The organism is Rhodanobacter sp. G2-10 (assembly GCF_055809185.1).
Window position 1 is genome coordinate 1,504,836 of record NZ_CM147900.1, and the last position, 22,778, is coordinate 1,527,613.

23 protein-coding genes are annotated in these 22,778 nt (G+C 64.5%); 17 read left to right on the top strand and 6 right to left on the bottom strand.

Annotated elements, in window-relative coordinates:
• Positions 1-43: 43 nt before the first annotated feature.
• A complete protein-coding gene (locus tag AC0L58_RS06900) occupies positions 44-820 on the bottom strand; it encodes a TatD family hydrolase (RefSeq protein WP_473687968.1) in 777 nt (258 codons plus the stop codon).
• 169 nt (positions 821-989) lie between these two features.
• On the opposite strand from AC0L58_RS06900, the gene AC0L58_RS06905 reads away from it, so the two are divergent.
• Both AC0L58_RS06905 and AC0L58_RS06910 read left to right on the top strand, forming a co-directional pair.
• Complete coding sequence (locus AC0L58_RS06905) at positions 990-1,553, top strand: glycine zipper 2TM domain-containing protein (protein ID WP_473687970.1); 564 nt, start codon at positions 990-992, stop codon at positions 1,551-1,553.
• Between the two features lie 26 nt (positions 1,554-1,579).
• Complete coding sequence (locus AC0L58_RS06910; RefSeq protein WP_473687972.1) at positions 1,580-2,065, top strand: outer membrane lipoprotein; 486 nt, start codon at positions 1,580-1,582, stop codon at positions 2,063-2,065.
• A 93-nt stretch (positions 2,066-2,158) separates the two neighbouring features.
• Here AC0L58_RS06910 and AC0L58_RS06915 read toward each other — a convergent pair whose 3' ends face one another.
• Together AC0L58_RS06915 and ygfZ are read right to left on the bottom strand one after the other, a co-directional pair.
• Positions 2,159-2,593, bottom strand: coding sequence for a cell wall hydrolase (locus AC0L58_RS06915; protein WP_473687974.1), 435 nt, complete (start codon positions 2,591-2,593; stop codon positions 2,159-2,161).
• A 474-nt stretch (positions 2,594-3,067) separates the two neighbouring features.
• Entirely contained in the window at positions 3,068-3,871 is an 804-nt protein-coding gene (ygfZ, locus tag AC0L58_RS06920) for a CAF17-like 4Fe-4S cluster assembly/insertion protein YgfZ (protein ID WP_473687976.1), read from the bottom strand.
• Positions 3,872-3,954: 83 nt separating this feature from the next.
• Here ygfZ and AC0L58_RS06925 point away from each other — a divergent pair, with 83 nt between their 5' ends.
• From AC0L58_RS06925 to lpxK, 14 genes are all read left to right on the top strand, one after another.
• On the top strand, positions 3,955-4,161 hold the full coding sequence (locus tag AC0L58_RS06925) for a DUF1674 domain-containing protein (RefSeq protein ID WP_473687978.1): 207 nt from the start codon (positions 3,955-3,957) through the stop codon (positions 4,159-4,161).
• A 96-nt stretch (positions 4,162-4,257) separates the two neighbouring features.
• Entirely contained in the window at positions 4,258-4,653 is a 396-nt protein-coding gene (gene sdhC / locus AC0L58_RS06930) for a succinate dehydrogenase, cytochrome b556 subunit (RefSeq protein WP_473687980.1), read from the top strand.
• Complete coding sequence (sdhD, locus tag AC0L58_RS06935) at positions 4,650-5,054, top strand: succinate dehydrogenase, hydrophobic membrane anchor protein (RefSeq protein ID WP_473687982.1); 405 nt, start codon at positions 4,650-4,652, stop codon at positions 5,052-5,054. The genes sdhC and sdhD overlap by 4 nt, the downstream gene beginning before the upstream one ends.
• Before the next feature lie 24 nt (positions 5,055-5,078).
• Positions 5,079-6,866, top strand: a complete 1,788-nt coding sequence (gene sdhA / locus AC0L58_RS06940; RefSeq protein ID WP_473687984.1) for a succinate dehydrogenase flavoprotein subunit — start codon at positions 5,079-5,081, stop codon at positions 6,864-6,866.
• 53 nt (positions 6,867-6,919) lie between these two features.
• Entirely contained in the window at positions 6,920-7,702 is a 783-nt protein-coding gene (locus tag AC0L58_RS06945; RefSeq protein WP_473687986.1) for a succinate dehydrogenase iron-sulfur subunit, read from the top strand.
• Between the two features lie 161 nt (positions 7,703-7,863).
• Positions 7,864-8,046: an FAD assembly factor SdhE gene (locus tag AC0L58_RS06950; protein ID WP_473687988.1), complete on the top strand. Its 183-nt coding sequence runs from the start codon at positions 7,864-7,866 to the stop codon at positions 8,044-8,046.
• A complete protein-coding gene (locus tag AC0L58_RS06955; RefSeq protein WP_473687990.1) occupies positions 8,018-8,455 on the top strand; it encodes a protein YgfX in 438 nt (145 codons plus the stop codon). Before AC0L58_RS06950 ends, AC0L58_RS06955 begins: the two co-directional genes overlap by 29 nt.
• A 96-nt stretch (positions 8,456-8,551) precedes the next feature.
• On the top strand, positions 8,552-9,793 hold the full coding sequence (locus tag AC0L58_RS06960) for a lipoprotein-releasing ABC transporter permease subunit (RefSeq protein ID WP_473687992.1): 1,242 nt from the start codon (positions 8,552-8,554) through the stop codon (positions 9,791-9,793).
• Positions 9,786-10,499, top strand: coding sequence for a lipoprotein-releasing ABC transporter ATP-binding protein LolD (gene lolD, locus AC0L58_RS06965; RefSeq protein ID WP_473687993.1), 714 nt, complete (start codon positions 9,786-9,788; stop codon positions 10,497-10,499). The genes AC0L58_RS06960 and lolD overlap by 8 nt, the downstream gene beginning before the upstream one ends.
• 112 nt (positions 10,500-10,611) lie before the next feature.
• Positions 10,612-12,924, top strand: a complete 2,313-nt coding sequence (locus tag AC0L58_RS06970; protein WP_473687995.1) for a DNA internalization-related competence protein ComEC/Rec2 — start codon at positions 10,612-10,614, stop codon at positions 12,922-12,924.
• 99 nt (positions 12,925-13,023) lie between these two features.
• Positions 13,024-13,683, top strand: coding sequence for a MotA/TolQ/ExbB proton channel family protein (locus AC0L58_RS06975; protein ID WP_473687997.1), 660 nt, complete (start codon positions 13,024-13,026; stop codon positions 13,681-13,683).
• A 10-nt stretch (positions 13,684-13,693) separates the two neighbouring features.
• Complete coding sequence (locus tag AC0L58_RS06980) at positions 13,694-14,125, top strand: ExbD/TolR family protein (protein ID WP_473687999.1); 432 nt, start codon at positions 13,694-13,696, stop codon at positions 14,123-14,125.
• Entirely contained in the window at positions 14,122-15,906 is a 1,785-nt protein-coding gene (msbA, locus tag AC0L58_RS06985; protein ID WP_473688001.1) for a lipid A export permease/ATP-binding protein MsbA, read from the top strand. Before AC0L58_RS06980 ends, msbA begins: the two co-directional genes overlap by 4 nt.
• A gap of 9 nt (positions 15,907-15,915) precedes the next feature.
• A complete protein-coding gene (lpxK, locus tag AC0L58_RS06990; protein WP_473688003.1) occupies positions 15,916-16,917 on the top strand; it encodes a tetraacyldisaccharide 4'-kinase in 1,002 nt (333 codons plus the stop codon).
• Here the strand turns inward: lpxK and hutI are convergent.
• Genes hutI through AC0L58_RS07005 form a run of 3 tightly spaced genes read right to left on the bottom strand, consistent with a single transcriptional unit; the run spans position 16,857 to position 21,219 of the window.
• Entirely contained in the window at positions 16,857-18,116 is a 1,260-nt protein-coding gene (gene hutI, locus AC0L58_RS06995; RefSeq protein ID WP_473688005.1) for an imidazolonepropionase, read from the bottom strand. The two genes, lpxK and hutI, sit on opposite strands and share 61 nt — an antisense overlap.
• A gap of 16 nt (positions 18,117-18,132) precedes the next feature.
• The gene (locus AC0L58_RS07000) at positions 18,133-19,620 is read right to left on the bottom strand and encodes a chloride channel protein (protein WP_473688007.1); all 1,488 of its coding nucleotides are present in this window, start codon (positions 19,618-19,620) and stop codon (positions 18,133-18,135) included.
• 33 nt (positions 19,621-19,653) lie between these two features.
• Positions 19,654-21,219, bottom strand: a complete 1,566-nt coding sequence (locus AC0L58_RS07005; protein ID WP_473688009.1) for a GNAT family N-acetyltransferase — start codon at positions 21,217-21,219, stop codon at positions 19,654-19,656.
• Between the two features lie 91 nt (positions 21,220-21,310).
• Between AC0L58_RS07005 and AC0L58_RS07010 the strand changes: the two genes are divergently transcribed.
• Positions 21,311-22,684, top strand: coding sequence for a formimidoylglutamate deiminase (locus AC0L58_RS07010; RefSeq protein WP_473688011.1), 1,374 nt, complete (start codon positions 21,311-21,313; stop codon positions 22,682-22,684).
• Positions 22,685-22,778: the final 94 nt, after the last annotated feature.

Genomic DNA, 22,778 nt, shown 5'->3' on the forward strand with positions numbered 1-22,778 from the left:
TTAAAATATCAGACGTGCAAATATGCCTGCAAGTGCCTGCTCGTCAACGATCTCGGTCGATGCCGAACAAGCGCCGTGCGTTGCGGGTGGTTGCTTCGGCGACATGGTCTTCGGATTCGCCGCGCAGCGTGGCCACACAGCGCAGCACTTCGGTGATTCGCGCGGGTTCGTTGCGCTGGCCGCGATGGGCGGCGTCGGGTTGGTCCGGTGCATCGCTTTCCAGCAGCAGGAACTCGATGGGCATCGTGGCCACGATGCGGCGCAGGCGCTGCGCACGTTCGTACGTGACCGGACCGCCGATGCCGAGATGGAAGCCGATGTCCCACAGCCGCCTGGCCTGTTGCGCGCTTCCCGAAAAGCTGTGCACCACGCCGCGCAGCCCCTTCCACTGACGCAGCGTGAGGCTGACTTCCTCGAGTGCCTGCCGCGCGTGCACGATTACCGGCAGTTTCCGTTCCTGCGCCAATTGCAACTGCGTGGTGAAGTAGAAGCGTTGCAGCTCGCGATCCAGTCCGGTCTGGTGGAAGTCCAATCCGATCTCGCCCACGGCGACGGCCGGGTTGTCGCGCAACCATGCTTCAAGTCGATCGAGGTGCGCCGGCTCATGACGGTCCAGGAAAACTGGGTGCAGGCCATAGGCCGGATGGACGTCGGGCTGGCCCGAGGACAGTTTCGAGATGCGTGGCCAACTGTCGACATCGACCGCCGGTACGACCATGTGCGCGATGCCGGCATCGCGGGCGCGCTTGATGACCTTGCTGCGATCAACGTCAAAGGCTTGCAGGTCGAGATGGACGTGGCTGTCGACGAGATGGTGCATGCGGGTTTCCATGGGGCGCGTCCGAATGCGCGAAAGTTTCGTGAAAACAACGTAGTGAAGTCGAGCTAGCTGCGATTCAGTTGCGTGTCGGTTCAATGGTGGTGCAGACGATTACGTCCAATGCACATTCCGGACATTACGCTGCATCCAAACAGAGGAGATCGTGGTGATGAACAGATTGATGACCAATGTACTGAAAACGGCTATCGCTGCGGCTTTGGTGACGGGTGTCTCGGCGTGCAATCGCAGCGCGGACGCAGGGAGTGCAGACGGGACGGCTGATGCCGGCGTGAAATATGCCAAGGTGGTCAGCGTCGATCCGGTGCGCAAGACGGTCAACAATCCCAAGCAGGTTTGCCACGATGAGACCGTCACCCACACCGAACCCCCGAAGGACAAGCACCGGATTGCGGGTACGGCGATTGGTGCGGTAGTTGGTGGTCTGGTCGGAAATCAGATTGGCGGCGGCGATGGCAAGAAACTCGCGACCGTAGCGGGTGCGGTAGGCGGTGGCTACGCCGGCAACCGCATCGAGGCGCACCACCAGAAGGCGCAGGTGACGACATCTGTCGAGCGCAAGTGCAGTACCGTCGACAACACGAGTACCAAACTCGTCGGCTACGACGTTCGCTACGTATACAACGGCGTTACACGTACCGTGCGCATGGATCACGACCCCGGTGATCGCGTAGAGGTGCAGGAAGGCGTGGTGTCCGTTTCCGACGCTCACTGAGCCCATTCAAGCCACAGGAGAACCCGATGAACCCATTGACCGGAAAGATTGCCCTCGCGATGACAATGACGGCGGGCCTCGCCCTTGCCGGGTGCGCCACCCAGCCCTACGGCAATAGTGGCTATTACCGGGGCCAGCCGTCGGGTTACTCCAACCAACCTGTGCGCTGCAATACTTGCGGCGTCGTGCAGGAAGTGCAGCAGGTCTATATCCAGGGCGGCAGCGGCCACGGCGGAACGCTGGGCGCCATTATCGGCGCGGTGGCTGGCGGCGTGCTCGGCAACCAGGTCGGCAAGGGTGACGGCCGCAAGGCGGCCACCGTGGCCGGAGCCGTGGCCGGCGGCGTCGTCGGCAACCAGGTTGGCAAGCGAAATGACGGCGATGTGCCTGCATGGCGTATTGTGGTGCGACTGGACGATGGTCGATACGCAACGGTTACCCAACGCGAGAACCCGGGCTTGCGCCGCGGTGATTATGTCGAGGTGCGCGGCGACCACGTCTATCCGCGTTGATGCCATGGTTTGGTTGTGGACGTCTGGACGTCCAAAAGAAAAGGCCATCGAAAGATGGCCTTTTTCTTTCTGCGGGCACCATGGAGCCGGAGGTCAGTTCACGGCGTAGAAGGAGTGATCTCCTATCGTCACGCTGGGCCGATTGTGTGACCACGATGGCGAGATGGTCGTGGTGGCGAAGTGATCCGCGTGCGGTACGACCATGCGACGCTCGGCGGGTGGAAGCTGCCAGTTGTGGATCGAACGGCCGGCAAGATCCCATGCCTTGACGAACGCGTTGAAGTTGCTTATCTCGAACGAGCCGGACGTGGTGGTTGTAGCGAACTGGTGCGGTGCGGTGACCACCTTGCACACCGTGTTGCCGTAGTGACCGCGGTCTCGACGGCGCAATGCCACCTCGGCTACCGCAAGCTGACCGATCGTGGGCTGGCTGCGTGCTTCAAGGTAGACCGTCGTGGCCAGACAAGCCTGGTCGGCCACGGGCTGGGGCATCAGTGTCGTCAGCCACAACAGCAGGGAAAGTTTCATGTTCTGCCTCCAACGTGCTGTACGCGCGAAGCAGATTGCAGCTTCGGGCGCCGTTGCGGTGGACGGGCGGGCAGGCCGTTCCACCTGGATCTTCCGTCAAGACCGAAACTTGTGGTCATGACGCTTTGCCACGGGATTGTGGCGATTCATGCGGCTGTGCGGAGCCGGTGTGAACTAAGATGATGCAGGGAGCGGAGAAGCCATGTCGGCTTTCATGGGCTCCTGCTGCTTCGCGCTCGTTGGTGACGAGGCGATGTTTCATCCGACGTTGTTGCTGCCGGGTCGCGCCGATACGGATTCTTCCGGTTCGTCGCGTCAATCGACACCCCGTGTTCCGGATGTCGCGATATTCGATCGGCGGCATGCTAGTGGCGGAATCGACCACTGGCAAGTGCCGTGTAACCGAAGTTTAACTTCTACTCATGGTGTGTTGACAAGTGCCGCGATCAAACCAATTGGATCAACAGGCAGGACTCAAGCTGGCCAGGATGTCTGGATTTGCATGGTCGTGTGGTTGTCGAAAGTGCGCATGACCTCCACGGCATCCTGCGATACCCGGGGTTCGCTCAACATCACCAGCGCTTCGATGTGATCGCCACTGGCGACCACGTCCAGCACGCGGCCGACTTCTTGCCCATCGATATGCAGCATCTCGCCGGCAGGCAGCAGCTGCGACAACGTGCCGCGGTACAGGTGCTGCTTGTTTCCACCGCGAAAATGCAGGCGGGCAACGATTTCCTGACCGGGATAGCAACCCTTGTCGACCGCTACCGCATGCAGTCGTTGCAGCGACAATGCGGCCGGAAGCAATGTATCCAATGCCGATGTCGGCAACCACGGCCAGCCGTTGCGAAGTTGCAACAGCCGCCACGCATGGTCCGAGTCCGATTGCGCGGCGATGTCGAGGCTGTGATTGCCGCAGCCAAGCGAGAACACATCGCCGTTCTCCGTCACGACATGCATCGGTTGCGCGGTGCCGGTCGTCAGTGCACGCGTGGGTAGTGGCGTGACATCGAGCTTGGAGCGGAAGACGAAACGGCGCAGTGCTTCGGCCATGGCCGCAGCGTCACCTCCACGCAGCAACAGCAGATAGCGCTCCTGCTCGAGTCTGGCGAGGTGGAAGAAGTTGCGCACGCGGCCTTTGGCGTCCAGCCAGGCACTGAACTGCCATTGGCCGACGACAAGTGTGTCGACTGCGCTGCTGAATTGGGCGTGCGCGAACGCCCCGGCATCGGGGCCTTCAAGCAGCAGGGTTTCAGCGTTCGGGGACTGGTGCATGCTGCTCCAAGATTGGGGTGTTCTTTCGTGTGCACAAGTGGTTGACAGCAGCGGATGCAGCCGCCTGTCCATGGTTGTGCTGCATGGCCGCAAGTATTAACCTCTATCGGCTACCAAATGCCATGTCCGATACCTTGACCTCCGTCGAATCCACGCCTGCTTCCGTTGAACCGGAGGTGACCGCAGTTCCTGCCGAACCATCGAAAGACGAGGTGGCGGCGGAGCGTCCGGCGCTGGATCCCACGCGATATGGTGACTGGGAAAAGAACGGGCGTTGCATCGATTTCTAGAAGCCTCGCGGCTCATTGAATGTCGACGTTTGCGATAGCAGGGGTCGGCACGGACACATGTACGAACACCAGCGATTCCAATTCAGGATAGCCGCCATGGCAAATACGCAACGACCGCTCTCGCCGCACCTGCAGATCTACAAGAGGCAGGTGCAGATGATGACCTCCATCACGCATCGCGCCACCGGCATCGCATTGGCGGTCGGCAGCCTGCTGGTGGTTTGTGGTCTGCTGCAACTGGCCGCCGGCGAAAGCAGCTTCAACGATTTCAGGCATCTCATCGGCAGCCCGATCGGCATCATCCTGATGCTCGGCTGGAGCTGGGCATTGTTCTACCACCTGTGCAACGGCATCCGTCACCTGATCCAGGATGCCGGTCTCGGTTACGAGATTCCGCAGTTTGTGCGCTCCAGCTGGTTGTCGGTTGCCGGTAGCATCGTGCTGACCGTGGTGGTATGGGCTTATGTTCTGATGGCGGGAGGTGCGGCATGAGCGGGAAGGAAGCCGTGGCGAAGGATCGGCGCAACCCGATGAAAGTTGCACGCGGTCTGGGTTCTTCCCAGTCCGGCGTGAGCCATTGGTGGACCCAGCGGGTCACCGCCGCGGCGCTGGTGCTGCTTGGCATCTGGTTCGTGATCACCGTGTTGTGCCTGTTGCACGCCGATTACGCGACGGCGCGCGCCACCGTGGCCAAGCCATGGAATGCGCTGCTGCTGATCGCGTTCGTGCTCACCATGTTCTGGCATGCGGTGCTTGGTCTGCAGGTGGTGATCGAGGACTACGTGCACACCCGCTGGAAGGAAGTCGTGCTGCTGGTGGCGATCAAGTTCCTCGCGGTGCTGGGCGCCCTGGCAGGCGTGCTCGCCGTGCTGCGCATTGCGCTGACCCCATAAGACAAGACGCGAGGCCGCGATTTCATGGAAAGCTACAAAGTTCAGCAACATCTTTATGACGTGGTCGTGGTCGGCGCCGGTGGCGCGGGCCTGCGCGCCACCTTCGGCCTGGCCGAGAAAGGACTCAAGGCGGCGTGCATCACCAAGGTGTTCCCGACCCGCTCGCATACCGTGGCAGCACAGGGCGGCATCGCCGCTGCGCTGGGCAATATGAGCGAAGACAACTGGCGCTTCCATTTCTACGACACGGTCAAGGGCGGCGACTGGCTGGGCGATCAGGACGCGATCGAGTACATGTGCAAGCACGCGCCGGAAGCGGTGATCGAGCTTGAACACTACGGCGTGCCTTTTTCGCGCACGGATGATGGCAAGATTTACCAGCGCCCGTTCGGCGGCATGACCACGCATTACGGCAAGGGCACGGCGCAGCGCACCTGTGCTGCCGCCGACCGCACCGGCCACGCGATCCTGCATACGCTCTACCAGCAGGCGCTGGCGCATGACGCCACGTTCTTCGTCGAGTATTTCGCCATCGACCTGGTGTTTGACGAGGAGGGTGTCTGCCGCGGTGTGCTGGCGTTGGACATGAACGAAGGGACCTTGCACTTTTTCCGCGGCCAGGCCGTGGTACTTGCAACGGGCGGTTATGGTCGTGCTTACCTCAGTGCCACCTCGGCGCATACCTGCACCGGCGATGGCGGTGGCATGGTGTTGCGGGCCGGGCTGGCCCTGCAGGACATGGAGTTCGTGCAGTTCCACCCCACCGGCATTTACGGCGCCGGCTGCCTCATCACCGAAGGCGTGCGTGGCGAGGGTGGCTTCCTCACCAACTCCGAGGGTGAGCGCTTCATGGAGCGCTATGCTCCGCATGCTAAGGATCTTGCCTCGCGCGATGTGGTCAGCCGCGCAATGACGGTGGAGATCAACGAGGGTCGCGGCGTCGGTGAGCACAAGGACCACATCTTCCTGAACCTGATGCACCTGGGGCCCGAGGTGCTGCACGAGCGTCTGCCAGGCATCTCCGAGTCCGCGCGCATTTTTGCCGGCGTGGACGTCACCAAGCAGCCGATCCCGGTACTGCCGACCGTGCACTACAACATGGGCGGCATTCCCACCAACTACCATGGGGAAGTCGTGCAGAAGCGCGGCGACGACATGGACGTGGTCGTGCCGGGCCTGTTTGCCATCGGTGAAGCAGCCTGCGTGTCCGTGCACGGCGGCAATCGCCTCGGTTCCAATTCACTGCTTGACCTGGTCGTGTTCGGGCGCGCCGTCGCCAATCGCTGCGCCGAGATCATCGAGCCGGGCGCTGCGCACAAGGATCTGCCGGCCAGTGCGCTGGACAAGGCGCTGGAGCGTTTCGACAAGCTGCGCCACGCCGACGGCAACACGCCCACGGCGGCGATCCGCCTCAACATGCAACGGACGATGCAGCGCTATGGCGCGGTATTCCGCACCGGCGACACACTGGCCGAAGGCAAGCAGAAGATTTCCGAAGTGTTCGATACGTTCAAGGACGTCAAGGTCAGCGATCGCTCGCTGGTGTGGAACACCGACCTGATCGAAACGCTCGAACTTGCCAACCTGCTGGACCAGGCAGTGGCGACCATGCACTCGGCCGAGCAGCGCCCGGAATCACGCGGTGCCCATGCACGCGAAGATTTCCCGGAGCGCGACGACGATCAATGGTTGAAGCACACGCTGGTATGGGTTGATCCAGCGGGCAAGACACGCTTCGACTACCGTCCCGTGCATCTGAACACGCTGACCGACGAGGTGGAATCGGTTGCCTTGGCCAAGCGTGTTTACTGAGTTGGCGCGACCGATGTCACGTCCGGTTTTCCAGAATATTGAAGGGCATTGCCATGGGTGAATTCACGCTGCCAAAGAACTCCAAGATCCAGCCCGGCAAGCATTACCCGGCCAAGGACGCGAAGCAGCCGCGGACGTTTCGTATCTACCGCTGGTCGCCGGATGACGACAAGAATCCGCGCATCGACACGTACGAGGTCGATCTGGCTGCGTGCGGCCCGATGGTTCTGGATGCGCTGCTGAAGATCAAGAACGAGATCGATCCCACGCTCACCTTGCGCCGCTCCTGCCGCGAGGGCATTTGCGGTTCCTGTGCGATGAACATCGACGGGACCAACACGCTGGCCTGCATCTGCGCGATCGACAGCGTGACCAAGGGTGACGTGAAGATCTATCCGCTGCCGCACATGCCGGTGGTGAAGGATCTGGTTCCCGATCTGACCCATTTCTATGCCCAGTACGCATCGATCAAGCCCTGGATCCGCACGCAGAGCCCCGCGCCCGCTGATGAACGGCTGCAGTCGCCGGAAGAGCGCAAGAAGCTCGACGGACTGTACGAGTGCATCCTGTGCGCCTGCTGCTCGACCAGTTGCCCGAGTTACTGGTGGAACGGCGACAAGTATCTCGGCCCGGCGATCCTGCTGCAGGCCTATCGCTGGATCGCCGACAGCCGCGATGAAGCCACCGGCGAGCGGCTCGATGACCTGGAAGACCCGTTCAAGCTGTATCGCTGCCATACCATCATGAACTGCACGCGCACCTGCCCGAAGGGACTGAACCCGGCCAAGGCGATTGCCGAGATCAAGAAGTTGATGGTGGAGCGGCGTAGCGCATGAGTGCAGGCGGGACTCGGAAGGAGCCTACGCCTGGTCACCCGAGCCTCGCGGCGAACGTCGATGTTGCCGAATTGTCCCGAGTCCCGAGTCCCGAGTCCCTAGCCTCCGCTCTGAACCGCCTGCGCTGGCGTGCTCGTCGAGGCACGCGTGAACTGGACGCGATGTTCGGAGGGTGGTTGGAGGAATGCTTTGATGCCGCCGACGAAGCCCAGCGACAAGCTTTCGACGAACTGCTCGATGTGCAGGATCCGGAACTCTGGGACTGGGTGATGGGTCATGCCCGTCCCGGGCGCGCGGACTGGCAGGCGATCATCGATGACATCCGCGCCCGCCATCGGCTTTGATTATTCGCCCTCGCGCTGGTTGCAGCGCGTGATGCTGCTCGTCGCGGTGCTGGCCTTGCTCGCCGTGATGTATTGCGCGCTGCCGTTGTGGGTTCGCCTGGCGTTGATCGTTGCTGTCCTGCTGGCGACCTGGCGCGCACTCCGTCAGTTGCGGACCGCAGCAGTCGTGGCGGCGGGGTGGGGCGCGGAGCTGGACTGGACCTTGCACATGGCCGACAACGAGGACGTGCCGGCCGAACTGCTCTCGTTCCGCGTGCTTGGCGTCTTGGTGCTGCTGCGTCTGCGTACCGCTGAGCGCGGCGTGCACGCGCTGTTGCTGGCACCGGACAACAGCGATGCCGATATTCGTCGCCGCCTGCGCATGCGGCTGGCCACGCTGACGCCCGGCGAGGCGTTGCCGAGGTTCTGAGAGCCGGCAACTTCGCGCCGTCAGCGCGGTCTCATCGAATACCTGATAATGGATGACCGGGCGGCCCGCCCAGTGACCCCCACAAGCGAATCGCCCATGTTTCGACCGCTCGAACTTTTCATCGGCCTGCGCTACACGCGCGCCAAGCGCCGCAATCAGTTCATCTCGTTCATCTCCACCGTCTCGATCGTCTGCATCGCGATCAGCGTGATCGCCCTGATCACGGTGATGTCGGTGATGAACGGCTTCGACTACCAAATGCGTTCGCGCATCCTTGGCGCCGTGTCGCAAGCAACCATCGTGAGCATCGACGACGCCATCAAGGACGTGCCGAAAGCGCTCAAGATCGCGCATGAGAACCCGCACGTGCTCGGCGCGGCGCCGTATGTCGAGAGCGAGGCCATGTTGCTGGCGCGGCGATCCGCCGGGGCAAGGGTGCGTGGCATCGACCCGGCGGAGGAGCCGAAGGTGGTCGATATCGGGCAGCACATGGTCGAAGGCAAGCTCGACCAGTTGACTCCGAACAGCTGGAACATCATCCTCGGCCACGATCTGGCCATGCAGCTGGGCGTCGGCGTGGGCGACCGGGTGACGATGGCCGTGCAGGAGATGCGCGCCACGCCGATGGGCGGTATTCCGCGCATGCGCAGTTTTCATGTTGTCGGCACGTTCCAGCTGGGCATGGAACAGTTCGACTCCGGGCTGGCCCTGGTCAACATGCACGACGCGGAAAAGCTCAATGGCCTCAGCGGGCCGACCGGCATCCGCCTGCGCCTCGATGACTTGTTCAGTGCACGCCCGGTGGCGCGCGAGCTGGCCGACAAACTGGGCCAGTACTACGGCGTGCGCACCTGGATGGACGACAACGCCAACCTGTTCCATGCGCTGTCAATGGAGAAGATGGTGATGTTCATCATCCTGTCGCTGATCGTGCTGGTGGCGGTGATCAACCTGATCTCGATGCTGATGATGCTGGTCACCGACAAGCAGGCCGACATCGCGATCCTGCGCACGCTGGGGGCCACGCCGCGCAGCATCATGGGCACCTTCATGGTGCAGGGGCTGCTGGTGGGCTTTGTCGGCATCGGTTTCGGCGTTGGGCTGGGCTCGCTGTTGTCCTGGAAGCTGCCCGGCATCATCAAATGGATCGAGCACACGTTCCATGTGACCTTCCTGTCACCGGATGTCTACTACATCAGTGAGGTACCCAGTCGCCTGGACTGGCATGACGTGGGCTGGGTGGCGCTGCTCACCTTCGTGTTCTCGCTGCTGGCTACCCTGTATCCCGCGTGGCGCGCATCGCGTACGCAGCCGGCGCAGGCGCTGCGCTATGAATGAGAAGATCGCGATGCCGTCGAACGAAAACGTGCTGCGTGCAAGCAACGTGGCCAAGACCTACGCCGAGGGTGGTTTGCGCACCAATGTGCTGAGCGACGTGAGCTTCACGCTGCGCCGCGGCGAGACGATGGCGATCGTCGGTGCGTCGGGGTCGGGCAAGAGCACCTTGCTGCACATCATCGGCGGGCTCGATACGCTCACCGCCGGCGAGGTGGAGGTGGACGGTCGCGTGCTGTCGAAGCTCTCCGACGCCGAACGCGGTCGCGTGCGCAATCGTTCGTTGGGCTTCATCTACCAGTTCCATCACCTGTTGCCGGAATTCACGGCGCTGGAAAACGTGTGCATGCCGCTGCTGATTCGGGGCACCGCGATCGACGAGGCGCAGAAGCAGGCCGTGGCCTTGCTGGAGCGGGTCGGTCTGGGATCGCGTACCCATCACAAGCCCTCCGAACTTTCCGGCGGCGAGCGCCAGCGCTGTGCCGTGGCGCGCGCGCTGGTCACCCGGCCTGCCTGTGTGCTCGGCGATGAACCCACCGGCAACCTCGACGAGGCAAATGCTGCCCAGGTCTACGCGCTGATGCTGGAGCTCAACCGCGAGATCGGCACCAGTTTCATCCTGGTCACCCACGATCCGCACCTGGCGGCGAAGATGGACCGCACTCTGGTGTTGCACAACGGCGTGCTGCAGGAAACGCCGGCCAGCTGACACCGTACCTGCAAGCGCGATGTATCGGCTTGCGCCTACGGGTTTTTCATCCACGCCAACCTCGCTGCCGCGCTAGGCTCGACCGTATCCAGCAAGGAGCGGGACCGGCGGCATGGCACAAGGGAGGGCGGGATCTACGGCAATCATCGCGGCCATTGCGTTGCTGGTCGGCGTATTGCTGGTGCAGGGCCTGCCTTGGTTGCCGCCATCCTGGTCGGCGCTACTCGTCCTGGTCGGTGCGTCCGTTCTGGGCTGGCGCTTGCCGCGTTGGCGCTGGCTCGCCTGGACGCTGCTGGGCGTGGGTTGGGCGCTTTGGCGCGGCGCACTGGCGATGGATGCCCGATTGCCGCGCGCGCTGGAAGGGCGCGACATCGCGGTGGTGGGCACCCTGGTCGGTCTGCCGTTGGCGCGTACCGATGCCAGCCGGTTCTCCCTGCGGGTGGAGCGTGCGACGCTGGATGGCAAGCCGCTGGATCTGCATGGGCGTATCACGGTGTCCTGGTACCAGGGTGCGCCGCCGCTGCAGGCGTGTACGCGCTGGCATCTGCTGCTGCGCCTGAAGCGGCCGCGCGGCCTGCTTGATCCTGGTGCGGCCGACAGTGAGCGTTCAGCACTGGAGCGCGGCATCCATGCCACCGGTTACGTGCGTGACGACGAGGACAATACCCGCCTGGCTGCGCCGTTCTGGTGCGTCGATGGTGTGCGCGCGGCGATCGCCGATGCGATCGAGGCGCGTGTGCCCGATCGGCATGATGCCGCCTTGCTGCGTGCGTTCTCGGTGGGGGATACGCGCGGGCTCGGTCAGGACGACTGGGCGGTGGCGCGAGCCAACGGGGTGTCGCATCTGATCGCGATATCCGGGTTCCATGTGGGTGTGGCGGCGGTGTTTGGCGTATGGCTGGCGTGGCTGGCTTACGCGTTGTTCCCGCGGTTTGGTCTGTGGTTGCCGCGCCCGCAGGCACAGGCTGCGGCCGCCCTGTGGGCGGCGGGCGTCTACAGTGCGCTGGCAGGTTTCGGCCTGCCTACCGTGCGCACGCTGTTGATGATCGCCGTGGTGGCATTGGCGCGCTGCAGCCGCCGACGTGGCGGCGGTGCCCACTCGCTGGCGTTGGCATTGATCGCGATCCTGCTGGTCGATCCGTTGGCGGTGCTGGCGGCAGGGTTCTGGCTATCCTTTGTGGGCGTGGCGTTCCTGATCCTGTTTCTGCAGTCACGGGGGCGGGGCTGGCGTGCGTTCCTGCATGAGCTGTCAGCCGGGCAACTGCTGATGACCGTGGCGCTGCTGCCGCTGACCCTGTGGTTCTTTGGCCAGGCTTCGCTGGTCGGGGCGTTGTCCAACCTGGTGGCGGTGCCGCTGGTCAGTTTCGTGATCGTGCCGTGCGCCTTGCTCGGCATGTTGCTGCTGGCGGTGTGCCCGCCGCTGGCCGCGCCGGTGCTGTGGCTGGCGGCGCATATCGTGCACGGGCAATGGTGGCTGCTGGAACGCATGGCAGGCTGGCCTGGCGCCCATTGGTATCTGCCGATGGTGCAACCGTTGGCCCTGCTGCTGGCGCTGCTTGGAGCCATCTGGATGTTCCTGCCGCGCGGTGTGCCGCTGCGCTGGCTCGGCGCCTTGCTGTTCCTGCCGCTGTTGCTGCCGCTGCGCATCGTGCCGGCCGAAGGGGCCTTCCAGGCGTGGGTGCTGGATGTGGGGCAGGGCTTGTCGGTGCTGCTGCGCACGCATGGTCACACGCTGGTCTACGACACCGGTGCGCGCTATCCCTCGGGTTTCAACCTGGGTGACGCGGCCGTGTTGCCGGCAATCCACGCGCTGGGCATTACTCGGCTGGACATGTTGATGATCAGCCACGGCGACAACGATCATGCCGGGGGCGCCGAGGCCGTGATCGAGGCTTTTCCGAAGGCACGTCGACTCGCCGGTGAGCCGGCACGCATGCATGTGCCCATGACGCAATGTGTCGCCGGGCAGGCCTGGCAGTGGGATGGCGTGCGTTTTCGCGTACTGAGTCCGGGTCCGGGCGGCGGCGGTCGCGACAACGACAGTTCCTGCGTGCTGTTGGTCGAGACGCGCGGCGCGCGTCTGCTGCTCACCGGCGACATCAGCTCCCGCATGGAGCCGGCGGTGGTGGCCGCATTGGGTGCTGGTCCGACGCCGGTGCTGCTGGTGCCCCACCATGGCAGCAAGAGTTCGTCCAGCGCCGAGTTCATCGCGGCATTGCAGCCGCCACTGGCGCTGGTTTCGGCGGGTTGGCGCAATCGCTTCGGTCATCCACGCCCCGAAGTGGTGGCACGCTACGCCGCGGCTCACGTGCCGTTCTTCAATACCGCAGTACAGGGAGCGATGGCGGTGGATTTTCCGGCCGACGGGCCGCCCCGACGCGAACAGGGCTGGCGCTTGCGCCAACAGCGCTACTGGCGCGAATAGGCGCGTGTGGATCGCCGGATTGCCACGCCTGCCGCAGTACGCGCGGGCGACGCTGCTATCATGCGCGCTTCCCGGAGCATGGCGCGGCGAGGTTGAAAGGTGCTGGATATTCTGATGGCGGGCGGCTGGGCGATGGTGCCCATCCTGATCTGTTCGGCGGTCGCGTTGGCGATCGTGCTGGAGCGTTGCTGGACCTTGCGTCGCAGCTCGGTGCTGCCGCCGGGCCTGGGCGACGAGGTGCGCCAGTGGGCGCGTTCGGGCCAGCTTGACCCGAAACACCTGGAAACCTTGTCGAGCGGCTCGCCGCTGGGTGAACTGCTGGCCGCGGCATTGGCGGTGCGCCGGCAGCCACGCGAGATCATCAAGGAGCGCATCGAGGACACCGGCCGGCACGTGGTGCACCGGATGGAACGCTACCTCAATACGCTGGGCACGATCGCCCTGATCGGCCCGCTGCTGGGGCTGTTCGGCACCGTGATCGGCCTGATCCGCATGTTCATGGAAGTGATGGGCGGCGGCATCGGCGACCCGGCCAAGATGGCGGGCGGCATCGGCGAGGCGCTGATCTGCACAGCCTCCGGCCTGACCGTGGCGATTCCCGCGTATGTGCTGCATCGCTACTTCCGTTCGCGCGTGGCCGGCTATTGCGTGCAGATGGAGAAGCAGGCCACGGCCCTGCTCGATGACCTGACCTTGGCGGCTCCCGCGCCGGCCCGGGCCCGTCGCAGCCCGGCTCCGGCCGCGCCGAGCGCGGGCTGAGGCGCGGGCGATGCGTATCAGCAACGACCGCCGTGGGGACGATTTCGAGATCAACGTGATCCCGTTGATCGACGTGCTGCTGACCCTGCTGATGTTCTTCGTGCTGACCAGCACCTTCGTGCAGCATTCGCGGATGAAGGTGACCCTGCCGCAGGCAAGCACCTCGGACCGCGACATGCATGCGCCGGCGCTGACCATCATGATCGATCGCGACGGGCGCTTCTACGTGGGCAGCGATGAAGTGATGGGCGAGGGCATCGAGCCGTTGAAGCAGACCATCGCGCGCAATGCCGGCGACAACCGCGACCAGAACGTGACGATTCGCGCCGACGCGATGACGCCGAACCAGAATGTGGTCACCGCGATGGACGCGCTGGGCCAGCTCGGCTTCACCCACCTGTCTCTTGCGACCACGCCGAGCAAGCCGGGCGCCAAGCAATGAAGGCGGAGCAGGCCGACGCGCCGGATACCGGAAGCTGGCCGACCTACAAGCGCCTGCTCGGCTATACGCGGAGCTACTGGGCGATCGGGCTGGTCGCCTTTGTCGGCATGTTGGCCGACGGCGGCGGCCTGGCGCTGTTCACCGGCCTGATCAAGCCGATGATCGACAACTTGTTCGCGCAGAAGGATCCGTACCTGATCTTCTGGATGCCGATCTGGATCATCGCGATCTTCTCGGCGCGTTCGTTGGGTACCTTCGTCAGCGACTACGGCGTCTCCTATATCGGCCGACATGTCGTGCAGGCCATGCAGCAGGAAGTCTTTTCCGCTTACTTGAAACTGCCCGCGCCGTATTTCGGCAGCGAGCCGTCGGGGCAGCAGGTTTCGCGGATCACCTATACCAGCGAGCAGGTCGCCGCCGCGGCGAGCAGCGCGGCCAAGATCGCGATCACCGACGGCTTCACGGTCATCGCGATGTTGTTCGTGATGCTGTACTACAGCCCCTACCTCACGCTTTCGCTGTTGGTGATGGTGCCGGCCATTGCGCTGGTGGCCACCGTGGTGGCCCGCCGCTACCGGCAGATCAGCCGACGCATCCAGGGCAGCATGGGCTCGGTCACCGGCACCGTGGAAGAGTCGGTGGGTGCGCATCGCGAGGTGCGCGTATATGGCGGCCAGGCCCACGAGGCGGAGCGGTTCGGCGAGATCACTCGGCACACCCGCCGCCTGAACCTGAAAATCGCGGCCACCAACGCCGCATCCAGTTCGACCGTGCAACTGGTGGCGGCCAGCGCGTTGGCCGCGCTGGTGTTTCTGGGCACCCGGCCGCAGGTGCTGGCGCACATTACCCCCGGCGTGTTTTTTTCCGTGCTTACCGCGATGGGCACCATGCTGCCGTCGCTGAAACGGTTGACCAATGTGCAGGCGAATATCCAGCGAGGTCTGTCGGCTGCGGAGGATATTTTCGCGGTAATGGATCTTCCGCCGGAGCAGAATCACGGCACCGCCGAGCTCGGACGCACGCGTGGTGAACTCCGCTTCGTCGGGGTCAGTCTGGTCTATCCGCGCAACGATGTTGCCGCGCTGCGCGAGGTCGATCTCGATTGCGCACCGGGCACGGTCACTGCGTTGGTGGGGCGCTCGGGTAGCGGCAAGAGCAGCCTGGTCAGCCTGCTGCCGCGCTTCAACGAACCCAGCGCCGGCCGTGTCGTGCTGGACGGCGAGGACTACGAGCATTACACGCTGGCGTCGCTGCGACGGCAGATCGCCTGGGTCGGGCAGAGCGTGGTGCTGTTCGACGACACCGTGGCCAACAACATCGCCTACGGCGAGCTTGCCGGTGCCAGCGAGTCGGACATCGTGGCCGCTGCCGAGGCGGCCAACGCGATGGAGTTCATCAGCGCCTTGCCACAGGGCATCCACACGCGCGTGGGGCAGGCCGGCAACACGCTGTCGGGTGGTCAGCGCCAGCGCATCGCGATCGCTCGTGCGATTCTCAAGAATGCGCCGATCCTGGTGCTGGACGAGGCCACCAGTGCACTGGACACCGAATCGGAACGATTGATCCAGCAGGCGCTGCAGCGCTTGATGAAGGATCGCACCACGCTCGTGATCGCGCATCGGCTGTCCACCATCGAGGGCGCAGACCAGATCGCGGTGATGGATCATGGACGTATCGTCGAGCGCGGCACACACGCGGAGCTGATCGCGCTGGACGGACAGTATGCCGCGCTGCATCGCATGCAGTTCCACGATTTCGCGGCCGGCTTGGCCGACGACTGAGGACTCTCCATGGCGCTGATCGATACGCTCGAATCAGCCTGGTACGGCGATACCCGGCCGCCCTGGTGGACCTGGCCGCTGGCAGGGTTGTACGGCGGCCTGGTACGCCTGCGAGGCTGGCTCTATCGGATCGGTGCCAAGCACAGCACGCGCCTGCCGGTGCCTGTCATCGTGGTCGGCAACCTCAGCGTGGGGGGTACCGGCAAGACGCCGTTGACGATTGCGCTGGCCGAGGCATTGCGGGCACGCGGTTATCGGCCCGGTGTGGTCAGTCGCGGCTATGGTGGCAGCCAGCGCGGGCCGATGTTGCTGGGCGACCGGCCTTACCCGGCCGAGGTCGGCGACGAGCCGTGCCTGATTCGCGCCAGTGGAGTGGCGGTGGCGATCGGCCGCGAGCGGCCTGCTGCGGCGCGGCTGCTGCTCGATGCCGGCTGCGATCTGGTGATCGCCGACGACGGTTTGCAGCATTACGCCTTGGCGCGTGATGTGGAGATCTGCGTGATCGATGGCGTACGGCGCTTCGGCAATCGTCGCATGTTGCCGGCCGGACCGTTGCGCGAGCCGATGAGCCGCCTGCAACGGGTCGATCTTCGGGTGTGCAACGGCGGCGTGGCCGCCAGCGGCGAGTATCCGATGCAGCTTCAGGGTGACCAACTGGTTGCGCTGGCGGATGATCGGTACGAAGCGCTGAGCGACTGGTACGGGCGGCATGTTCATGCGGTGGCAGCCATCGGCAATCCGCATCGCTTTTTCGACAGCCTGCGCCTGGCTGGTCTGAAGGTCATCGAACACGCGTTTCCGGATCACCACTTGTTTGCACCGCAGAACCTGGACTTTGGCGATGGCTTGCCGGTGCTGATGACCGACAAGGACGCAGTGAAGTGCCGCCGGTTTGCGCGACTGCACTGGTGGCGCGTGCCGGTCAGGGCGCAGCTGCCCGATGCGTTCTATCAGGCGGTGGGGGATCGTCTTGCTGCCTTGCGGCGGGACGCGGGTTCGCCGCCGACATAGATGCGTCGCGCCAGATTGCCGCCGGTCCAGTAGCACAGTTCGGCAGGCCGCCGCGCATTCCAGATGACCACGTCGGCGCGCTGTCCGGTCGCCAGCGTGCCGCGGTCATTGAAACCCAGTGCACGTGCCGCATGCACGGTGACGCCGCGCAGCGCTTCTTCAGGCGTCAGGCGGAACAGGGTGCAGGCCATGTTGGTGGCGAGGCGCAGCGAAAGCAGCGGCGAGGTGCCGGGATTGCAGTCGGTGGCGATCGCCATCGGTACCTTGTGTTCACGCAGCAGGTCGATCGGCGGCAGCTTTGTTTCGCGCAAGGTGTAGTAGGCGCCGGGCAGCAGCACGGCGACCGTACCCGCAGCAGCCATGGCCCTGGCGCCGGATTCGCTCAGGTATTCGAGATGATCGGCGGATTGTCCGTCGAACTCGGCCACCAGCGCGGCTCCGTTCTGGTCGGACAATTGTTCGGCATGCAACTTGACCGGCAGACGCAGTTCACGCGCCCGCTCGAACAGTCGGCGGGTTTCCGCCGAACTGAAACCGATGTTCTCGCAGAACGCGTCGACGGCATCGACCAGGCCTTCGGCGGCCAGTGTGGGCAACATGTCGTCGCACACCAGTGCCACGTAGTCGTCGCGACGGTCGTGGAACTCCGGCGGCAGTGCGTGCAGGCCGAGAAAGCTGGTGCGCACGCTGATCCCCAGCTCACGGCCGAGGCGACGGGCCACGCGCAACATGCGCCGCTCACTGTCCAGATCCAGGCCGTAGCCGGACTTGATCTCGAGTGTGGTCACGCCGTCGGCGAGCAGGGTCTGCGCGCGCGGCAGCGCCTGGGCGTACAGCACATCCTCGCTGGCGGCACGGGTCGCCCTGACGGTGGAGACAATGCCGCCACCGGCGCGGGCAATCTCCTCGTAGCTGGCCCCGTTCAGCCGCAGGTCGAACTCGTCCGCACGGTCGCCGCCGAATACCAGGTGGGTGTGGCAGTCGATCAGGCCGGGAGTCACCAGCGCGCCATCGAGGGACTCCACCTCGTCGGCGAGCACGTTCGGCGCATCCGGCAGGTCATTCACGCGCCCCAGCCAGGCGATGCGTCCATGCTGCATGGCGATCGCCGCCTGCTCGATCAGGCCACAGGGCGAGTCGTCGGCGAAGGTAGCCAAGGTGGCATTCAACAACAAGCGATCCCAGCGTGGCGAGGTCATGGGCAGGCTCCGCAGTTCAGGGTGTGGTCGAGTCGTCAGGCGGGGTTTCGCCGGGCTTGTCTTCGGGTGCGGCACGTTCGTCGAAGGCACTGGTCTTGCCTACGTGTGTCGGCGCCTCGGCTTCCACCCGTTCCCGTTCCGAGGCTTCGGCGCGGGCGGCTTGCTGTTGCTCGAAATCCTGCACCATGCGTTCGGCGAAGTCGCGGTACACCGGCGTCGGCGAAAACAGCGACGATGCCGCGCGCGCAATCAGGCAAGCGGCCATGATCGGGATCACCATGTCCTGGTTGTCGGTCAGTTCCATCGCGATCACGGCCGAAGTCAGCGGCGCGCTGGTCACTCCGGCCAGATAGGCACTCATGCCCAGCAACACCACCGAGGCTGCCGGCACGTTGGGCAGGAAGTGGGCGATGTTGTGGCCCAGGCCCGCGCCAACGGCGAGCGCGGGTGAAAAGATGCCGCCGGGAATGCCGGCCCAGTAGGACACGACGTTGGCCAGCAGCTTGGCAATGCCGAAAGATTGTCCCGGTGTCACCGCCGCTTCCTGCACGAAGGCGCGGGCCTGGTCGTAACCGGTACCGTAGACGGTGTTGTGCGAGAAGAAACCAATCAGCGCCAGCGCCAGTCCGCAGCCGGTGGCGAACAGCACCGGAGCGTGTGAGCGCAGGCGCCCGACATAGGCCAGCGGCCCGCGACGGCTCAGCAGGATCAGGCGCGCGAACAGCCCGCCGAGCAGGCCGCAGATCACGCCGGTCAGCAGCACGGCCAGCCAGGCATGGCCCAGTGGCAGGTTCGCCTGCACCTCGCCAAAGTAGGAATAGTTGCCCAGTACGCCCATCGAGACCACGCCGCCGACGATGACGGCGGTAAGCAACAGGCCGCTGAAACGGTGTTCGAACGTGCCGGCCAATTCTTCAATGGCAAATACCACGCCAGCCAGTGGTGTGTTGAACGCGGCCGCGATGCCGCAGGCGCCACCGGCAAGGATGAAGCGCGAGGCAGCCTTGGGGTCGGTGAAGCCGAAACGCCGGCCCAACGAATAGAACAAACCGGCGCCAACATGCACGGTCGGGCCCTCGCGGCCGATCGAGGCGCCTACCGCCAGGGCGATCAGGGTCAGCACCATCTTTCCCGCGGCGATGGGCAAGGCCAGCATGCGCTGGCGGAAGCCCTCATCCTCGATGTGCATGCTGCCGATGACCTGGGGGATACCGCTGCCGCGGGTGGCGCGAAGTTTGCCTTCGGTGACCCAGGCCAGCAGTCCGAACACCACCGGCGTGACCAGCAGGGGAATCCACGCACCGTAACCGAGCATCATCAGGAACAGGTCATACGACCAGGTGCTGGCCTTCGCGAACAGGATCGCTGCCAGCGCCACGACAATGGCGCCGACCCATAGCGCCAGTCGGCGTTTCCACTGGTGCGGCGCAAAAAACTCGTGACCGAGCAATGCCTGCAACCTGGGGTTGGATGAGGTCGGCGGGGCTTTTGCGGGCTCAGTCATCCTGCAAGTATCGCAGACCTTGGTCGGTTACCGTCAGTGCGGGAGTGGGCGCCAGCGCGTTTCGTAGAGATCGAAGCGGCGATCTTTCAGGTTCTGCACTGCACCAGCATTGCGCGCCCGGGCCAGGCTTTCCAGCCTCAGGTCGGCGAACAGCACGGTCTCGATGTTCGGTGTCGAATCGGCCGCAATGCCATCGCGCGCGAACGGGAAGTCGCTTGGGGTGAGGATGCAGCTCTGGCCGTACTGGATGTCGAAATTGTTGACCCCGGGCAGGTTGCCGACGTTTCCCGAGAGCACCACGTAGCACTGGTTTTCGATCGCGCGGGCCTGCGAGCAGTAGCGTACGCGCAGGTAGCCCTCGCGCACGTCGGTGCAGAACGGCACGAACAGGATCAGTGCACCCTGGTCGGTGAGGTGCCGCGCCACCTCGGGAAATTCCGAGTCGTAGCAGATCATCACGCCGATCGGGCCGCAGTCGGTCTGCACCATGGCGGCGCTCTCGCCACCGGTGATGTTCCACACGTTGCGTTCGCTCGGCGTCGCGTGCAGCTTTTCGCGCTCGTGCAGCGAGCCGTCGCGCAGGCACACGTAGCACACGTTGTGGATGTCGCCGTTGGCCTGCCTGGTGGGGTGCGTGCCGGCAATGATGTTGATGTTGTAGTGCACGGCAAGGCGGGTGAACAGCTCCTTCACTTGCGGCGTGTACTCGCTCAGTTTGCGGATCGAGTCGAACGCCGACAGCTCGGTGTTCTCGATCGACAACAGCTGCAGCGTGATCAGTTCGGGAAAGGTGACGAAATCCGCGTTGTAGTCGGCGGCGATGTCGGTGAAGTATTCGACCTGGGTGGCGAATTCCTCGAAGGAGTGGATGCGACGCTGGAAATATTGCACCGAGGCCACCCGTACCGAATCGGGCAGGTGCCGCTGCGAGGTGATCGGCGGCATGTCCGGCTGGTCGAGCAGGCGCGGGTTGCGCCACACCAGGTGCACGGCGAAGCCGAGTGAGTCATGGTCGGAGGGGACATATTCGCGCAGCAGGCCGATCATCTCGAAATCGTTGTGCAGCTGGAAGCTGAGTGTGAGGTCGCGCCGCTTGCCATCGATCACCGCCTGCACATAGGCCTCGGCACTGCCGTAGCGCGACATGTTCTTGGCCAGCCCCGGAATGCGACCGCCGAACACGATGCCACGCAATTTGAGGTCGGTGCACAAGCGCTTGCGTGCCTGGTACAGCCGCTGGCCAATGCGCATGCCGCGGTAGTCCGGATGCACCACCACTTCCATGCCGTACAGCCAGGTGCCGTCGGCCTTGTGACGGGAGCCCATGCCGCCGCCGGTAATCTGCGACCAGGTGTGCGGCTTCAGCGCGGCCTCTTCGTCGATGCGGAAGGTGGCGCAATAGCCGACCAGTCGGCCCTCATACTCGACCACGAACTGGCCTTCCGGAAAATGGGTCTGCTGGGAAAGCAGCATTTCCGCCGAGTGGCCCCATTCGGGGCCGTAGACCCGCCCGGTCAGTTCGACCAGTTGCGGGACATCAGTGGACTTTGCCTGGCGCAGTTGCAGGCGAGGGGTGTTTTCAGTGGTTTTCCTGGTCATGCGGGCATTATGCATAGTCGGGCTCGCGGCTGGGTGAAGGCGTGCGCTGAGCAGTTACACTGCGGCGTTCAGTCGCCTCGGAGTCCATGCCATGAGTGAGCGCAGCCTCGGTACCCACTACAAAGCTGATCAATTGTGGCGCACGGGTGGCTGGCAGGCTGAGGCGGCATTCGGCGTGACTGAGGCGGGCAACCTGGCCGAGGACGTCGGCGGACATGCCGAGTCGATCGGGCATTGGGTCCTGCCGGGCATGCCGAACCTGCACTCGCACGCGTTCCAGCGGGCGATGGCCGGCCTGGCCGAACGCAGGGGGAAGTCGGAAGACAGCTTCTGGAGCTGGCGCGAAACCATGTACGGCTTCGCCGCCACGATCGGCCCGGACCAGCTCAAGGCCATCGCCGTCCAGCTCTACGTCGAAATGCTCAAGGCCGGCTACACGCGGGTCTGCGAATTCCATTACCTGCACCATCAGCCGGATGGCACACCGTATGCGGCCCCGGACGCGATGTCGCTGGCGCTGGTCGAGGCCGCACGCGAAGCCGGCATCGGCCTGACCCTGTTGCCGGTGTTGTACATGAGCGGTGGCTTCGACGGCCGCCCGCTGGGCGAGCGACAGCGACGCTTCGGTCATGATGTTGAGGCGTACCTGCGCCTGTTGGAGAAGCTGCAGGCGCTCGAGGGCGACGGCTTGCGCGTCGGCATCGCGCTGCATTCCCTGCGCGCGGTGCCGGAGAAGGCGCTGCGCGAGGTGCTGGCCAGCGGCCTGGCGAGCGACTGCCCGATTCACATCCACATCGCCGAGCAGATCGGTGAGGTACAGGATTGCCTGGCCATGCGCGGTGCGCGACCGGTGGAATGGCTGTTCGATCATGCCGACGTGGACGCGCGCTGGTGCCTGGTGCATGCGACGCATCTGACCGCGGCGGAAACAGCGCAGATCGCGGGCAGCGGTGCCGTGGTCGGCCTGTGCCCGACCACCGAGGCGAATCTCGGCGACGGTCTGTTCCCGCTGGCGGCGTACCTGGATGCCGGCGGTACGCTGGGTATCGGTTCCGACTCGCATGTTTCGGTTTCACCGGTGGAGGAATTGCGTTGGCTGGAATACGGCCAGCGCTTGCAGACGCGCCACCGCAACATTGCCGCGCGGCGGCCCGGTGAGAGCGTCGGCGAAACGCTGTGGAGCGCGGCGCTGCGTGGAGGCGCACAAGCTTCGGGCGTGCCGATCGGCGAGCTGCGCGAAGGCGCGCGCGCCGACCTGATCGTGCTGGATGAGACCTCGCCGCTGCTGGCCGCACGTACCGAGAAATCCACGCTGGACAGCTTCCTGTTTGCCGGCAACACGCCGCTGGTGCGCGACGTGATGACCGGTGGGCGGTGGCAGGTGCGCGACTTCCGTCATCGCGACGAAGTGCGGATCGCCGCACGCTATCAACAGGCCGTGACAGCAGTCACGGCACAGGGTTGAGCCGGCGTGCGCGGATGTCGCCAGTCGGTGCGCCGTGAGCGTGCCATTCTCGATGTGTTCCGGTGGGTCGAATAGAGCCGCACCGACCGCCGGA

What these genes read in the sequence shown, in the direction of transcription:
- AC0L58_RS06960 (WP_473687992.1), top strand. Translation starts at nt 8,552, where the DNA reads ATGTTTCGACCGCTCGAACTTTTCATCGGCCTGCGCTACACGCGCGCC.
- AC0L58_RS07010 (WP_473688011.1), top strand. Translation starts at nt 21,311, where the DNA reads ATGAGTGAGCGCAGCCTCGGTACCCACTACAAAGCTGATCAATTGTGG.
- sdhD (WP_473687982.1), top strand. Translation starts at nt 4,650, where the DNA reads ATGAGCGGGAAGGAAGCCGTGGCGAAGGATCGGCGCAACCCGATGAAA.
- AC0L58_RS07000 (WP_473688007.1), bottom strand. Translation starts at nt 19,620, where the DNA reads ATGACTGAGCCCGCAAAAGCCCCGCCGACCTCATCCAACCCCAGGTTG.
- AC0L58_RS06905 (WP_473687970.1), top strand. Translation starts at nt 990, where the DNA reads ATGAACAGATTGATGACCAATGTACTGAAAACGGCTATCGCTGCGGCT.
- AC0L58_RS07005 (WP_473688009.1), bottom strand. Translation starts at nt 21,219, where the DNA reads ATGACCAGGAAAACCACTGAAAACACCCCTCGCCTGCAACTGCGCCAG.
- lpxK (WP_473688003.1), top strand. Translation starts at nt 15,916, where the DNA reads ATGGCGCTGATCGATACGCTCGAATCAGCCTGGTACGGCGATACCCGG.
- AC0L58_RS06915 (WP_473687974.1), bottom strand. Translation starts at nt 2,593, where the DNA reads ATGAAACTTTCCCTGCTGTTGTGGCTGACGACACTGATGCCCCAGCCC.
- AC0L58_RS06980 (WP_473687999.1), top strand. Translation starts at nt 13,694, where the DNA reads ATGCGTATCAGCAACGACCGCCGTGGGGACGATTTCGAGATCAACGTG.
- AC0L58_RS06900 (WP_473687968.1), bottom strand. Translation starts at nt 820, where the DNA reads ATGCACCATCTCGTCGACAGCCACGTCCATCTCGACCTGCAAGCCTTT.
- AC0L58_RS06945 (WP_473687986.1), top strand. Translation starts at nt 6,920, where the DNA reads ATGGGTGAATTCACGCTGCCAAAGAACTCCAAGATCCAGCCCGGCAAG.
- sdhA (WP_473687984.1), top strand. Translation starts at nt 5,079, where the DNA reads ATGGAAAGCTACAAAGTTCAGCAACATCTTTATGACGTGGTCGTGGTC.
- msbA (WP_473688001.1), top strand. Translation starts at nt 14,122, where the DNA reads ATGAAGGCGGAGCAGGCCGACGCGCCGGATACCGGAAGCTGGCCGACC.
- ygfZ (WP_473687976.1), bottom strand. Translation starts at nt 3,871, where the DNA reads ATGCACCAGTCCCCGAACGCTGAAACCCTGCTGCTTGAAGGCCCCGAT.
- AC0L58_RS06910 (WP_473687972.1), top strand. Translation starts at nt 1,580, where the DNA reads ATGAACCCATTGACCGGAAAGATTGCCCTCGCGATGACAATGACGGCG.
- lolD (WP_473687993.1), top strand. Translation starts at nt 9,786, where the DNA reads ATGAATGAGAAGATCGCGATGCCGTCGAACGAAAACGTGCTGCGTGCA.
- AC0L58_RS06955 (WP_473687990.1), top strand. Translation starts at nt 8,018, where the DNA reads ATGACATCCGCGCCCGCCATCGGCTTTGATTATTCGCCCTCGCGCTGG.
- AC0L58_RS06950 (WP_473687988.1), top strand. Translation starts at nt 7,864, where the DNA reads ATGTTCGGAGGGTGGTTGGAGGAATGCTTTGATGCCGCCGACGAAGCC.
- sdhC (WP_473687980.1), top strand. Translation starts at nt 4,258, where the DNA reads ATGGCAAATACGCAACGACCGCTCTCGCCGCACCTGCAGATCTACAAG.
- AC0L58_RS06925 (WP_473687978.1), top strand. Translation starts at nt 3,955, where the DNA reads ATGGCCGCAAGTATTAACCTCTATCGGCTACCAAATGCCATGTCCGAT.
- AC0L58_RS06970 (WP_473687995.1), top strand. Translation starts at nt 10,612, where the DNA reads ATGGCACAAGGGAGGGCGGGATCTACGGCAATCATCGCGGCCATTGCG.
- hutI (WP_473688005.1), bottom strand. Translation starts at nt 18,116, where the DNA reads ATGACCTCGCCACGCTGGGATCGCTTGTTGTTGAATGCCACCTTGGCT.